Source organism: Paraglaciecola chathamensis S18K6, from assembly GCA_000314955.1.
Taxonomy (GTDB): domain Bacteria; phylum Pseudomonadota; class Gammaproteobacteria; order Enterobacterales; family Alteromonadaceae; genus Paraglaciecola; species Paraglaciecola chathamensis.
On the sequence record BAEM01000034.1, the window covers coordinates 248027 to 261569 of the forward strand.

Consider the following 13543-nt stretch of genomic DNA (forward strand, 5'->3'; position numbering starts at 1 on the left):
CGCACACCATACAGTTAATGAGAATGATTTTCAATTGCGATATGATGTTTATTCAGTAGTTTTTGTGATTAAATAAGAATGATTCACTATTTGAAACCTCAAAGGCGTGAAATTCAGCAAGTCTAACTAGGTAAGTATTCTACACGTCTGTATTTAGCGCTCGTCGGGCGTTTAAATACTTGCTATATTGCGCGCCATATATAGGTTTTATGCTGTGCTTATTTCGGATTTAACGAATATGACGAAGGCGTAAATTAAATGGGAATCTGGTGAGATACCGGAACTGTACCCGCAACTGTAAACAAGTTTCAGGTATCGCGATACACAGCGAATACCGGCTTGTAAGTCAGATACCAGCCTTATCTTTCATTTTTATCACGCGGGAATACGTGAATAACAGATTGTCATTTCAGGGTTTCTTCTGAGCGCGCTGTGTATTCCCCATAAGATCGTGCGCGATCATTAAAATAAAACAGGTGCCATGCCAGAATCAGCAAGCCTACAGGCAAAACAGCTTTCCTATGAGATAGCGCAAAAGCACATTTTGTCTGACATTAACCTTTCACTTGAGCGCGGCAAAGTACTCGGTGTACTCGGCCCTAATGGTGCAGGTAAAACCAGCTTGCTTAAAATGTTATCGGGTCAAACCGCCAGCAAGCAGCAAGTTGAATGGTGCGGTAAAGCGTTAGAAGACTTCAGCCCATTAGAGCGCGCCAAACAAATTGCCGTGGTCAATCAGTTAAATGAAAGTGTGTTTGCCTTAAGTTTGCAGCAAATCGTGCGCATGGGCTGGTTGCCTCATAAAACCCTGTTGTCGCGAGAAAACGAGCAAGATCATGCACACCTTGCCGCCTCAATCGCCAAAGTTGGCCTGAGCGACAAAACTCATCAAACCTTTAGTTCTCTCTCGGGTGGCGAACAACAACGGGGCTTAATAGCACGGGCTTTGGTGCAAAAAGCGGCACTGATAGTATTAGATGAACCGGTCAATCACTTAGATATTTATTATCAACATCAAGTACTTAAGCTGCTACGCACCCTAGCGCACCAACAACAAATGACAGTCGTCATGAGCTTGCATGACATTAATTTAGCGGCCAGTTACTGCGATCACCTATGCCTGTTAAACGAAGGGAAAATGATCGCCCAAGGGCCAGTTGAAAAAGTGCTAGAAGCCAAGACCCTTGAACATGTGTTTAATATTCCCTGTCGAATTCGCCGCGACGACCTCACCCAAAACCTGCGCGTCGACTTTTATCCCCCTGATGAACAAGAACATCCCTTTATGCCAGAAGTCATGCAGTATCCAACTACGACTGACAGCGACCAAGGCCATTCGTCATGAACAATCGCTGGTCTTTTCTTATCTTGCTGGCTGTGCTTTCCCCCGTTATCGGCATCTTTTTTGGCGCCGCCGACTTGCCGCCCAAGGAGCTGTATCAATGCGTAGTAGGTCAATGCTCGACACAAATTAACTCCCTTATTTTCTGGGAAATTCGCTTACCTCGCGTGCTGGTTGGCTTTTTAGTGGGAGCTGGGCTTGCAGTGGCCGGGGCAACCTTGCAAAACATTACCCGCAATGGCCTAGCAGACCCATATTTATTCGGCGTCGTCTCTGGCGCGGGCCTTGGTGCAAGTATTGCCACCCTGCTGTTTGATAGCCAAATTGGCGAAACCTTAACAATTTTTGGCATGCTGCCAGACGTCTCGTTCTCTATTGCCTTGCCCGTGGCCGCATTTTTAGGGGCCGTATTTGCAGTGACCTTGGTGCAAGCGCTGGCCGCCACCTCTTTTGGCGGGCGTGGTGAACACATGTTACTCGCAGGCGTTGCCGTCTCATTTATGCTCAGTGCCCTGAGTCACTTTTTATTGTTTTTGGGCGATCCTTTTGCGGCCAATAAAGTGATCTTCTGGCTCATGGGCAGTCTTGCTCGCACCGAATTGTGGTATGCGTGGATCATGCTCCCCGTTGTGATGGGCAGCGTGCTTCTCCTCTTACTATTTGGCCGACGCTTAGATGCCTTATTATTGGGTGATGAAAATGCCAAAACCCTAGGTATCAATGTTACGGCCATTCGCTTAATGGCGTTAGCAATATGCGCCGCTTTAACCGCTTGTATCGTAGCGTATTGTGGCGGCATCGGGTTTGTGGGGCTCATGATCCCCCACATAGTGCGGCGCTGGGTTGGCGTGACAAGCCGCGCACTTATTTTGGGCTGTGTATTGATAGGGGGAAGCTTTATGGTGCTAGTAGACATTATTGCCCGCTCAGCCTTATCAGACCAAGAAATCCCAATCGGCATTATCACCTCAGCCATAGGCAGCGTGTTTTTCTTACTGGCCATTCGTCAACGCCAAACATGAACGCGACGCAAGCCCAAGGCAAATCAAAACTGAAACTGAATCACACACTAAAACAGGAGTGGAACAACAGCTATGCTAGATGAAGATGTAATAGCAGCGCCAAAGGCAACAAATTATCCACAACAGGCACCAAGGACGAAACAAAAGATGCCACAACAAAACACAACTTCCACGTCTGTATTCGAACAGGCATATTGGCAAATCGCCGCTGTCGATAGCGCTTGTCTACCTAGCATAGACGAGCGAATTAATAATAAAACCAAACCTTTAGGCGCGCTGGGCCAACTTGAAGATCTCGCTCGCCAGCTTGCGCAAATTCAGCACCCGGCTCCTAAAGAGTCAAAGCCTATTGAGATCAATCGCCCTGTGATGCTCGTTTTTGCGGCAGATCATGGCATCGCGGCCCATAACATTAGTATTGCGCCGCCTGAAGTGACTCAACAAATGGTGCTTAATTTTCTTAATGGCGGCGCCGCCATTAACTGTTTTAGCAGCACCCTAGGCTGGAAAATGAAAGTCATTGATGCCGGTATGCTCAGCCCAATTGACGAAATCGCCCGAGCTTCAGCAAGCAATATGCTAATAGAGCAACCAATGGGCTCAGGCACCGCTGATTTTTCAACACAAGCTGCAATGACCCAAGACCAAGCAGAACAAGCTTTGCTTATGGGTGCGAAAGTAGCCACAGAGCAAATTGCCCAAGGCAGTAATGTACTGGCCTTCGGCGAAATGGGTATAGGCAATACCAGCAGTGCATCAGCGCTGTTGTCGCTCATTTGTGGCTTAAGCCCTGAGCGCACAACGGGTAAAGGCACAGGCATTAGCGATGACCAGCTCGCCAACAAGGTGCAACTCATCACAGATGCCCTAGAGCGGGTCAAAAACACTCACGGAACCAAAGCCTTCACGCCGCAAACCGCTTTAGCAGAAGTCGGTGGTTTTGAAATAGCGCAAATGATCGGTGCAATGCTCGCAAGTGCACAGGCAGGTAAAAGCATTTTAGTTGATGGTTTTATTGTCAGTGTGGCGGCCTTATTTGCCACCCGTATCGCACCTAAGGCACAAGATTACATGCTGTTTGCACACTGCTCAGCCGAGCATGCCCATCAGCAAGTATTGGCGCAATTAGATGCGCGGCCTTTATTGTCACTCGGTTTACGCCTAGGTGAAGGCACTGGAGCCGCCTTAGCATTACCCTTACTGCAGGCTGCCGCAAGTTTTTACAATGACATGGCCAGCTTTGAAAGCGCTGGCGTTACGGTATAAGCAGCCTTGATGCGCGCTTTAGCTATTTTACGCTTTAGCAATTACACGCTTTAGTAAAAAGTGTTTTAGTAAAAAACAGGGGCAACTAACAGGGCAAATTATGTTTCGATTTTTAAGGTATCAGTTCAATTTAGTGTTATTAGCCATAAGCTTTTTCACGCGCTTGCCTGTGCCCTTTTCACTCGATTACAGCCCGCAAAAGCTACATCAAGCAGGGCGTTATTTTCCTTTAGTTGGCTGGTTACTCGCTGCCCTGCTCAGCGCTTTTTATTGTTTTGCTATCGGCTATTTTGGGGTAGCAGTGACTGTGTGTTTGCTCATGATCCTTAGTTTGGTGCTAACCGGCGCCCTACACGAAGATGGCCTAGCCGATACCGCGGATGGCTTTTGGGGCGGGCATACCGCTGCGCGCAAATTAGCCATAATGAAAGATAGCCAAATCGGTACATATGGCACCTGTGCGTTGATCTGTTTGCTACTTACCAAGTTTATTCTGCTTAGCACGTTAGCTGTGAACCAGCAGCTGCTGCTTGCACTGGCCATTGCCTATCCTTTGTCTCGCGCATTGGCGATTTCTCATGTGCAGCACCTAGCTTACGCACGACAAAATAACGACCCCAGCAAAAGTGCAGCACTTGCCCAGCCCATGCAGCCCCGAGTGTTACTGTGGCTGGTAACAAGTAGCCTACCGGGTTTACTGTTTTTAACGCTGCCCAGTGCCATCATTATTTTGCTCAGTGGCTGCGCCTTACGCTTAGCCCTTAAACACTGGTTTCACAAACACATTGCAGGCTATACCGGTGATTGCTTGGGGTTTGCACAACAAGTACAAGAGCTCCTTATTTACCTGTTGCTGATAGCAACGTTACCCAAGGTGATGAATGAGCACATTTTCGCGCAGTTGTTTTAAAAGGGGCAATATGCAAACCATTCGAATATTTTGCATACAGGTAAAATCTAGCGGCCAACGTCAGCTTAATTGGAGGGCATGTTAATGCTTCATTTTATTATCGGTGGTGCACGCTCTGGCAAATCAAATTATGCCTTAGAGCAAGCGTTAGCCCTGAGCCAACAATCGGGCAAAAATGTCACTTATGTAGCCACTGCTACCGCCACAGATGCAGAGATGGCCAAACGAATCGCCCGCCATCAACAAGAGCGGCCAGCACACTGGAGCTTAGCCGAAGTCCCCCTAAATTTAACCGAATACATCGAGCAATATTCTGATGAAAAACGAGTGGCTGACAGTGAGCCGCCTATTTTAGTTATCGACTGTTTGACCTTGTGGCTCAACAACCATTTGTACCACCAGCCAGAGCAAGATTTCAGCATGTTATTTCAGGGGTTTACTCAAGCGATTCGTGCCAGCAAAGCAAGTATCATTATGGTGGCTAACGAGGTGGGCTTGGGCATTATTCCTATGGGGGAAGTGACACGGCAATTTGTTGATCAAGCCGGTTGGCTGAACCAAGCTGTGGCCAGCAATGCAGATCACGTCACCTTTGTTGCCGCGGGTTTACCCATGGCATTAAAGCGCCCTTAAGGTGAGTAATAACCAGATGCACGCTACCCCAACCACCTTCAATTTAATGCGTCATGGTCAAGTAGACGGCCCAGCCGCACTGTATGGCAAAACCGACGTTCCACTTAGCCAACAGGGTTTACGCGCCATGCAAGCCCAAGTGCAACACTTACCAAATGCAGACGTGATCATCAGCTCTCCTCGTTTGCGCTGTCGGCTTTTTGCCGAAACCTTAGCTCAGACTTTATCTGCGCCGCTTATTATTGAAGATGCATTGCAAGAGTGTGATTTTGGCTTGTATGACGGCATCGCATTTGATGATTTAACCGATCAATGGCTTGAGTTAAACGACTTTTGGCGCAACCCAATGCAATCAACCTTACCCGAAGCAGAACCACTGGAAGCATTTCATCGCCGCGTTCACCAGTGCTGGCAACGCTTAATCAGCCAGCATCAAGGCAAGAACTGCCTAGTCATATGTCACGGCGGGGTAATACGCCAAATATTAGCATCTGTACTGGCCGGCGATTGGCAAAGCCCTAATTGGTATACCGCGTTGCAAATCGGTTACGCCAGTGTGTCTCGCATCTCAATTGCAGAATACCAGCACGCCACCCCTGTGGTGAATTTTATCGCCAAACCGCCTTATAATGAGCTGCCCCTATGACACATAAAACCGCCACCATTATGATCCAAGGCACCACTTCGGATGCGGGCAAAAGTATGCTGGTCGCAGGGTTTTGCCGCTGCTTAAAAAACCACGGCTGGAACGTCGCCCCGTTTAAGCCACAAAATATGGCTCTTAACAGTGCGGTTACCAAAGACGGCGGCGAAATAGGTCGCGCCCAAGCTGTGCAGGCCCAAGCAGCTGGTATCGAGCCAAGCGTTCACATGAACCCTGTGTTATTAAAACCCAGCTCAGATACAGGCGCACAGGTGATCATTCAAGGTAAAGCCGTATCAGACATGCAGGCCAAGAAATACCACGACTATAAACAAGTCGCTATGCAAGCCGTGCTTAACTCTCACCAGCGCTTAAGCGACGAATATGACGTGATAGTGGTAGAAGGCGCAGGCAGCCCGGCAGAGATAAATTTACGCAAAGGTGATATCGCTAATATGGGCTTTGCTGAAGCGGTTGATTGCCCAGTGATCATAGTGGCGGATATCGATCGCGGCGGCGTGTTTGCCCAACTGGTAGGCACCTTAGATTTACTGGCCGAGTCAGAGCGAAAGCGCGTTGTAGGGTTTGTGATCAACAAATTTCGCGGCGACATAAAACTACTGGAATCAGGCTTAACCTGGCTAGAAGAGCGCACCAAAAAGCCCGTGCTCGGCGTATTGCCATACATTCATAACTTACAACTCGCCGCAGAAGATGCCATTCAAGCCGAACAAAATATTGATGAAGAAAACATACGAATTCACATATGTGTACCGGTATTTAAACGCATCAGCAATCACACCGATTTTGATATGCTACGGGTGCACCCTCAGGTAAAACTCACCTTTGTGGCCCAAGGTAGCCCTATTCCCCCTTGTGATTTAATTATTCTGCCTGGTAGCAAAAATGTGCGCACCGACTTGGCGCTACTTAAAGAGATGCACTGGGATAAAGCACTTCAGCGACACCTTCGCTATGGCGGTAAGGTATTGGGCATTTGTGGTGGTTATCAAATGTTAGGCCACACTATTGCCGACCCACATGGTGTAGAAGACACACCGGGCACCAGCAAAGGCCTTGGTTACTTACCCATTAACACCGAATTACACCCTCAAAAGCAGCTTACCCACAGTCAAGGTAACTTGTTGCTAACGTCAGGCGAGCCGGTGCCAATTCACGGGTATGAAATTCATATTGGCACCAGCACCCGTGCTGAAAATGCCAACCCATTGATCTTATTAAACAACGGCGAGTATGAAGGCTGTATCAGCGATGACAACCAAATCCTGGGCAGCTATTTACACGGCTTATTTGATTCGCCACAAGCCTTACAACACCTACTTGCCTGGGCAGGCGCTAACACCGAACTTGCCGAAGATTATAGCGCCCAGCAAGAGCACGAAATAGCGCGCTTAGCGCACGTATGCCAAACCCATTTAAACTGGGACGCCATCAATAACATTATTCATAATCAATTTGCCGCGCCAACACATTCTGGCGCGACCACTGACAGCAAAGCAGGAGTACAAACTCATGTCTGATAATCACGCAAACGACAAACAAGATGACAACAGCCGCCATAAGGCGCGCATGCAACAGCAAAAAGCCAAAGTAGATGAGCGCATTGCCAATGCCCAAGTAGAAAAAGGGGTATTGATCGTTATTACTGGTAACGGTAAGGGTAAATCCACCTCTGGTTTTGGTACCGTTGCTCGAGCCGTAGGTCATGGCTTAAACGCGTCTGTGGTGCAATACGTAAAAGGCACTTGGCCTTGTGGCGAGCGGGATCTACTTGAAAAGCTAGGCGTAGCGTTTCATGTTATGGGCACAGGTTTCACCTGGGAAACCCAAAACAAAGAAACCGATATCGCCGCAGCACAAAAAGCATGGGAATTTAGCAAAGCATGCTTGCAGGACCCATCCATCGATTTGCTACTACTAGACGAAATCACCTACATGCTGACGTACAAGTACATTGACCTAGACGATGTGTTAGCAGCACTTGAAAATCGCCCTGTGAACCAACACGTGGTGATCACTGGCCGCGCCTGTCACCGAGCGGTGATTGAATTAGCCGATACAGTAAGTGAAGTGCGCCCCATTAAACACGCCTTTGAAGCGGGAATAAAAGCGCAAAAAGGAATCGACTGGTAATGGTAATCTCATGGCCCACTAGGCTAACCACCTTATGTCTTTGTGCTTTTACCTTCAGCGCTTTTACTTGCAACATTGCACATGCCCTTGACCAAGTTGCAACAAGCGAAATAGCTGACATAGCAGAATCAGCAACGCCCAGAGCTGCGAGCACGGAGAGTCAAGGCCATCAAGCGAACGGCGGCGACGACGAAGGGCGCCAAGGGAATGGTGAGAGGCTCAGTGAAAAGAGCGAAGATCAACACACAGGCCAAGCAAAACCGGCTAAAAGCGCCACCATCAGGTTAGCCGAAAGTGATGCTATATTTCAGGAAATAACCGCACTTAACAAAGAAAAGAGGCAAAAACTGCGCATTATTGCGCTAGCGCCGCATATTGTTGAATCAATGTTTGAAGTCGGCGCAGGTCAACAAATTATCGCTACTACGGCTCACGCGGATTACCCAGAAGCTGCCAAAGACATTCTACAAATTGGTAATTACGCACGCCTGCAAATTGAAAAAATAGTGCAACTGCAACCTGATGTCGTTATTGCTTGGAAAACCGGTAACCCAGGTGATGATCTATCGCGCTTGAAGAAGTACAAGGTGAAAGTGATATATTCTAACCCGACCACTTTGTCACAAGTGGCAGATGAACTACTCATGCTCGGCCAGTTGACTGGGCGTGAAACGGCTGCAGAACAAGCCGCAACTGCGTACACTACGCAGCTAAACTCCCTTAAAACGCGCTATGCTCAGCAAGCCCCAATACGCACGTTTTACGAATTATGGTCACGCCCGCTGCGTACAGTGGCCAATAATGCTTGGCCGCAACAACAGTTGGCCCTTTGCGGAGCACAAAATCCTTTTGCACATGCTAATGATGATTACCCGTCAGTTGGTTTAGAGCAGGTATTGGTGACCTTACCTCAGGTGATCATACAGCCAACCCAACACGCAGCCGATACGCCTGATGCGTTAAATTGGGCCAAGTGGCAACATATTCCTGCAGCGCAAAATGGCTTTATTTTTCATCCCAATGCCGACAAAGTGCACCGCATGACAAGCCGCATGCTGGACGAAGTAGCGCTTATGTGCGAGCAAATCGATAAAGCTCGGCAGTTTTACCAGGCCGATACGCCTGTCAGTGAATGAGTTGAGGGAAACATGCAAAGCTTAAAAGAAATGGGGCCAACGCAAAGAATGCGCATCTTGAGAAAAGCCTAGGTTGTATGTCTTCCTACTCTAATAGCAGTAACATAATACGCTTTTATCTTTGCCGACATGGGCAGAGTGAGTTTAATGCCTTAGGGTTATTACAGGGGCACTTAGAAAGCCCGCTAAGCTCCTGGGGTATAACTCAAGCAGAATCTTTGGCCTTAAAAGCGAAGCAGTGGGAGATTGACCATATTGTAAGTTCGCACCTTGGCCGCGCCCAACAAACCGCCCACATTTGCGCCGAGTTTATCAATAAAGCAGTACACCATTTACAGCTAATTACGCCCCAGAGCACTGCGGATCTAGCCGAACGACATTTAGGTGCTTGGCAAGGCAAAGCAGTTGCCCAGTTGGCTGAGTTTCACCAATTTAATACACTTTGCTACCAACAAACGCACCTCACCCCGCCCAACAGCCTTGAGCCAGATGAGAAGCGTGAGCGAGTAAACAGCCTTGAGCGAGATGAGCAGCGTGAGCGTTTAAACAGCCTTGAGCCAGATGAGAAGCGTGAGCGCATAAACAGCCAAGAAAAAAGCGAAAGCACAGATACCGTGCGCCAGCGCATGCAAAACGCACTGCGTGATATCGCTCAAATGACCGAGTTGCATACACGCTCTTCATCAAGCGAATTAAATGTGCTGGTTATCAGCCACGGCGACGCACTTGCCTGCTTGATGAGCCAATTCACCCAGCCCGTGTTACTCAAAAATACCCAAGGCATGCTGCTCACTTATCAAAATGGCACGTTAGAATGGGGCGGCCTCATTGATTGACTTTGTAGCTGACGGGGCAACTTATTTCGTCGCAAGCGCAACGACCTTGCTCTGGGCATTTATGTCGTTTTCAAGCTTGGCTATCATAGGCGCGCAAATGCTTTTTGCTTTGCTTCTGGATAAACTGCTAGGCGAGCCAACACGCTTTCATCCCCTTGTGTACTTTGGAAGTTTAGCGAACCGGGTTGCAACAAAATATCATCCACCCACGCCGTTTGAAGCGGCGTTGCCGGACAATGAGGCGCCATTGAGCACTGAGGCGTCACCGGGTAAACAGCCTTCACAAGTAAGCAGCACAAAAGCACACAACAAGGCGCGCCTAAAAGGCACCTTGTGCTGGCTGGTGTTAGTTCTGCCCTTGCCTATTGTGATGTGGGTGCTCAACTATTTTGTAATGCAGTACGCCCAAAGCACTACCTCACTATTACTAACCGCCTTGGCCTGCTTAGTAAATGGCTATCTGCTGTACCTGACCATTGGCATGCAAAGCTTAAAAGAGCACGCAATGCAGATTTACCAGCCATTAGCACAAGGCGATATCACCAAAGCCCGCCATTTTACCGGTTATATTGTCAGCCGAGATACCAAAGCGTTAACGCCTAACGACATGAGCCGGGCCACTGTAGAATCGGTTTTAGAAAATGGTCACGATGGTGTCATCGCCAGTCTGTTTTACTTCGCGGTTGGCGGTGCGCCGCTGGCGGTGTTACATCGCCTTGCTAATACACTTGATGCGATGTGGGGTTACAAAACCCCTCGTTTCCTACATTTTGGTTGGTGGTCAGCCCGAGCCGACGATCACTTAGGATGGTTAAGTACCTATTGCACATCAATACTGTATGTTCTAGCGGCCTCGCCCCCTTTTCGCTTCAAGCATTTAAGCCGAGCATGGCAACAAGCGAAAGGCTACAAAAGCAAAAATGGAGGGCGATGCATGGCAACCGGTGCAGGCGTATTGCACTTCACCCTAGGTGGTATATCACAATATCAAGGCAAAACAGTTCACAGCCCAGTGTTGGGGCACGGCAAAGCGGTAGCGTTAGCGGATATCCCCCGCAGTATTGCTCTGGTCAATCGCAGCGCCTGGTTACTAGCAAGTGCCCTGCTGCTTCTTGGCATTATTATGCAAACGCTCTTTTAATTAATACCATTCCACGTTAATAAGTGATCACTCAGCGAGAGTTTAAAAGGGCTTAAACAAGGCGCATGACTGAATGAATAGTTGTTCTCTTTCGAAGTCATGCAACGCAGTGTAAGCCCTTTTAAAACTCGCCTACAAGGAATGCCCCAGCGGCTTTTGCTCTGCGTTCTCACTATTTGAAAGGGAACAACCATTACTACATAGCGACGCCTTAATCAAAAACCGCTGGACGCATTCTGAGGCGGTCACTTATTAATGCGGATTGGTATAAGTACATTTTTATGGATAAAAATATGACATTGATTACGACCCCATCAGCACAAACCTCAGCGCCTAATACCTTACAAGAGCAAGCCTTAGTGCATGGCGGGCAACTGAGCAATATGGCGCGGCGTTATCAAATTGAAGAGAAAGACTGGCTTGATTTATCCACCGGTATTGCCCCGATAGCTTACCCTGTCGGCATACTCCCCAGCGCTTGTTGGCAGCGGCTACCACAACACAATGAGCGGCTATTGCAAGCTGCTCGTCGCTATTATCAAACGCCAAATGTGCTCCCTACTCCTGGTAGTCAAAGCATCATTCAAATGTTACCGCAAATTTGTAGCACTCAAGGGTTTGCGTGCAGCAAGGTATGGCTGCCAAAAGTGGGCTATCAAGAACATCGAAAGGCATGGCAAAAGGCGGGCTACCAAACTATTGATTACACCGATATCAATGAACTTGATCGGATAAAGCCCAAGGATATTGTATTACTGATCAACCCAAATAATCCCACGGGAGCGTTATATTTAAAAGAACATGTATGCCAGTTGCTTGAAGAGATCCACAGCAAACAAGGCTTATTGATCATCGACGAAGCCTTTATGGATGCCACTGGGCAACAATCCATGGCTCAAGAACTCGGGCGGCGTAACCGTGCTATGTCAAACCGTGCGCTTTCAACAGAAACTAGCAGCTCAAGTGACTATGCCCACAATACGGATAAAAGCGATGCATTGATTATCCTGCGCTCCGTGGGCAAGTTCTTTGGTTTAGCCGGTGTTCGCTTAGGGTTTGTGCTAGCGAGTGAGTCTTGGCTCAGTGCTATGTCTTCCTCTTTAGGGCCATGGGCGGTTAGCGGGCCAGCGCAATTTGTCGGTGAACGGGCATTAACTGACTATCGCTGGCAAGAAGAACAATGCATTGTACTCACGCGGTTAAGCAGCGCGTTAGAAACCGTATTAACTCAAGCTTTCGCTCAACCAGTGCACGGTACCAGCCTGTTTAAAACCGTACGTACGCCCCAAGCCCCAGCTATTTTTGAAGCCTTATGCCAACAAGGTATTTACGTACGCCTCTGTGATGAAAAAGATGCCCTGCGCTTTGGTATCCCTCACGAACAAGGCCTAAAACGACTGGAAGATACGTTACATACTGCGCCTGTGCAGCAGCTACTTTTACCGTGTTCCTAGCAAGAGCAAAAGCCGCTGGAGCAATTCTTTCAGACAAATAGAAAAAGGGCTAACACTGCGTTGCGTGACTTCGAAAATAGAACCATTATTCGTTCAGTCATGCGCGTGTTTACGCCCTTTTACACTCTCGCAGAGTGATCACTTATCAACCTAAAATGGTATTACTTGTCGTCGTATTTTATGTATTCAAAGTCATGAGCTGAGTCAGACATGTTGAACGAATACATCTCTGATAACACATGAATTCTGAAGTCTCTTTCCACGACGGCTTTCCATGGGCGCACACAAATATAATGGGTTAAGCGGCGACAAGAGCGACTCTTTTTCATAATACCTTTGGCAATCTCCCACGCTCGATCAACAATATCTTCACGCTCAACCACTTCATTAACCGCACCGAGTTCTAAGCAAGTTTGCGCGTCCATCGCTTCACATGTCAGCATCATGTAATTACCGCGCTTAACCCCAAGAATTTCTTGTAAACATAAGCCCATACCATCTCCTGGCACATGGCCGCTGTCCATACCGAAATGATCATCCTGCAAAACGAAGTCAGGAGTACATAGGGTAATGTCACTCATCATGCACATTTCCCAGTGAATCCCTTTACCATTGATAGCGGCGATCGTCGGGATCTCAATATCGTTTATAAAGTTCTCAACGATTTTCAGTGTATCGTAAATTTGTACGTTGTATCTTTGGTCTTCATCTGGTGATTGCTCAACTTCAGCGAACGATTCGGTATCCCATTCGTTGATCCACTTATCATCTGTTGAAGTCAAAATAAGCACTTCATTTTCTTTATCGTGACCGATGACAGTCCATAACTCTGCTAGCGCATGGTGAAATTGGTAACTCCATTTTACTGGGCCATTCTTGGTGTGCATTTTCACTTCAAGAATGCCGTTTTCACGCTTAAATTTAAAAAAATCTTTAAACTTTTCGCTGTATTCTTCCAATTTAGGTACTTGATAATATTGATTAATCGCCATGATGTTTACCTTCT

At 47.8% G+C, this 13543-nt stretch carries 13 protein-coding genes and 1 riboswitch; of the genes, 12 read left to right on the forward strand and 1 reads right to left on the reverse strand.

Translation table 11 applies throughout. The features are described from left to right. Window positions 1-207 precede the first annotated feature (207 nt). Window positions 208-376: riboswitch (cobalamin riboswitch) on the forward strand. Window positions 377-481: 105 nt separating this feature from the next. The 12 genes from GCHA_RS13695 (at window position 482) to cobD (ending at window position 12537) form a co-directional block, all read left to right on the forward strand. After that, entirely contained in the window at window positions 482-1345 is an 864-nt protein-coding gene (locus GCHA_RS13695) for an ABC transporter ATP-binding protein (RefSeq protein ID WP_007989162.1), read from the forward strand. After that, window positions 1342-2364 carry a FecCD family ABC transporter permease gene (locus GCHA_RS13700; protein ID WP_007989164.1) on the forward strand — a complete coding sequence of 341 codons (1023 nt, stop codon included), beginning with the start codon at window positions 1342-1344 and terminating at the stop codon, window positions 2362-2364. Before GCHA_RS13695 ends, GCHA_RS13700 begins: the two co-directional genes overlap by 4 nt. A 147-nt stretch (window positions 2365-2511) precedes the next feature. Then, the gene (gene cobT, locus GCHA_RS13705) at window positions 2512-3630 is read left to right on the forward strand and encodes a nicotinate-nucleotide--dimethylbenzimidazole phosphoribosyltransferase (RefSeq protein ID WP_007989166.1); all 1119 of its coding nucleotides are present in this window, start codon (window positions 2512-2514) and stop codon (window positions 3628-3630) included. Window positions 3631-3730: 100 nt separating this feature from the next. After that, window positions 3731-4540: an adenosylcobinamide-GDP ribazoletransferase gene (locus GCHA_RS13710; RefSeq protein WP_007989167.1), complete on the forward strand. Its 810-nt coding sequence runs from the start codon at window positions 3731-3733 to the stop codon at window positions 4538-4540. A gap of 84 nt (window positions 4541-4624) precedes the next feature. Further along, on the forward strand, window positions 4625-5173 hold the full coding sequence (gene cobU, locus GCHA_RS13715; protein WP_007989169.1) for a bifunctional adenosylcobinamide kinase/adenosylcobinamide-phosphate guanylyltransferase: 549 nt from the start codon (window positions 4625-4627) through the stop codon (window positions 5171-5173). 16 nt (window positions 5174-5189) lie between these two features. Further along, on the forward strand, window positions 5190-5819 hold the full coding sequence (locus tag GCHA_RS13720) for a histidine phosphatase family protein (RefSeq protein WP_007989171.1): 630 nt from the start codon (window positions 5190-5192) through the stop codon (window positions 5817-5819). Beyond that, window positions 5816-7357 carry a cobyric acid synthase gene (locus tag GCHA_RS13725; RefSeq protein WP_007989173.1) on the forward strand — a complete coding sequence of 514 codons (1542 nt, stop codon included), beginning with the start codon at window positions 5816-5818 and terminating at the stop codon, window positions 7355-7357. Before GCHA_RS13720 ends, GCHA_RS13725 begins: the two co-directional genes overlap by 4 nt. Next, window positions 7350-7970, forward strand: a complete 621-nt coding sequence (cobO, locus tag GCHA_RS13730; RefSeq protein WP_007989174.1) for a cob(I)yrinic acid a,c-diamide adenosyltransferase — start codon at window positions 7350-7352, stop codon at window positions 7968-7970. The genes GCHA_RS13725 and cobO overlap by 8 nt, the downstream gene beginning before the upstream one ends. After that, window positions 7970-9106, forward strand: coding sequence for a cobalamin-binding protein (locus GCHA_RS13735; RefSeq protein ID WP_007989175.1), 1137 nt, complete (start codon window positions 7970-7972; stop codon window positions 9104-9106). The genes cobO and GCHA_RS13735 overlap by 1 nt, the downstream gene beginning before the upstream one ends. Before the next feature lie 77 nt (window positions 9107-9183). Continuing rightward, window positions 9184-9942 carry a histidine phosphatase family protein gene (locus GCHA_RS13740; protein ID WP_007989177.1) on the forward strand — a complete coding sequence of 253 codons (759 nt, stop codon included), beginning with the start codon at window positions 9184-9186 and terminating at the stop codon, window positions 9940-9942. 61 nt (window positions 9943-10003) lie between these two features. Next, window positions 10004-11083, forward strand: coding sequence for a cobalamin biosynthesis protein CobD/CbiB (locus GCHA_RS13745; protein WP_039992511.1), 1080 nt, complete (start codon window positions 10004-10006; stop codon window positions 11081-11083). A 281-nt stretch (window positions 11084-11364) separates the two neighbouring features. Beyond that, entirely contained in the window at window positions 11365-12537 is a 1173-nt protein-coding gene (cobD, locus tag GCHA_RS13750; protein ID WP_007989187.1) for a threonine-phosphate decarboxylase CobD, read from the forward strand. 161 nt (window positions 12538-12698) lie between these two features. Here the strand turns inward: cobD and GCHA_RS13755 are convergent, their stop codons facing one another. After that, window positions 12699-13529: an enoyl-CoA hydratase/isomerase family protein gene (locus GCHA_RS13755; protein ID WP_007989189.1), complete on the reverse strand. Its 831-nt coding sequence runs from the start codon at window positions 13527-13529 to the stop codon at window positions 12699-12701. Window positions 13530-13543 lie beyond the last annotated feature (14 nt).

Coding starts and splice junctions, on each gene's coding strand:
- GCHA_RS13720 (WP_007989171.1), top strand. CDS start 5,190: ATGCACGCTACCCCAACCACCTTCAATTTAATGCGTCATGGTCAAGTA.
- GCHA_RS13710 (WP_007989167.1), top strand. CDS start 3,731: ATGTTTCGATTTTTAAGGTATCAGTTCAATTTAGTGTTATTAGCCATA.
- cobU (WP_007989169.1), top strand. CDS start 4,625: ATGCTTCATTTTATTATCGGTGGTGCACGCTCTGGCAAATCAAATTAT.
- GCHA_RS13735 (WP_007989175.1), top strand. CDS start 7,970: ATGGTAATCTCATGGCCCACTAGGCTAACCACCTTATGTCTTTGTGCT.
- cobO (WP_007989174.1), top strand. CDS start 7,350: ATGTCTGATAATCACGCAAACGACAAACAAGATGACAACAGCCGCCAT.
- cobD (WP_007989187.1), top strand. CDS start 11,365: ATGGATAAAAATATGACATTGATTACGACCCCATCAGCACAAACCTCA.
- GCHA_RS13740 (WP_007989177.1), top strand. CDS start 9,184: ATGTCTTCCTACTCTAATAGCAGTAACATAATACGCTTTTATCTTTGC.
- cobT (WP_007989166.1), top strand. CDS start 2,512: ATGCCACAACAAAACACAACTTCCACGTCTGTATTCGAACAGGCATAT.
- GCHA_RS13695 (WP_007989162.1), top strand. CDS start 482: ATGCCAGAATCAGCAAGCCTACAGGCAAAACAGCTTTCCTATGAGATA.
- GCHA_RS13700 (WP_007989164.1), top strand. CDS start 1,342: ATGAACAATCGCTGGTCTTTTCTTATCTTGCTGGCTGTGCTTTCCCCC.
- GCHA_RS13725 (WP_007989173.1), top strand. CDS start 5,816: ATGACACATAAAACCGCCACCATTATGATCCAAGGCACCACTTCGGAT.
- GCHA_RS13745 (WP_039992511.1), top strand. CDS start 10,004: ATGTCGTTTTCAAGCTTGGCTATCATAGGCGCGCAAATGCTTTTTGCT.
- GCHA_RS13755 (WP_007989189.1), bottom strand. CDS start 13,529: ATGGCGATTAATCAATATTATCAAGTACCTAAATTGGAAGAATACAGC.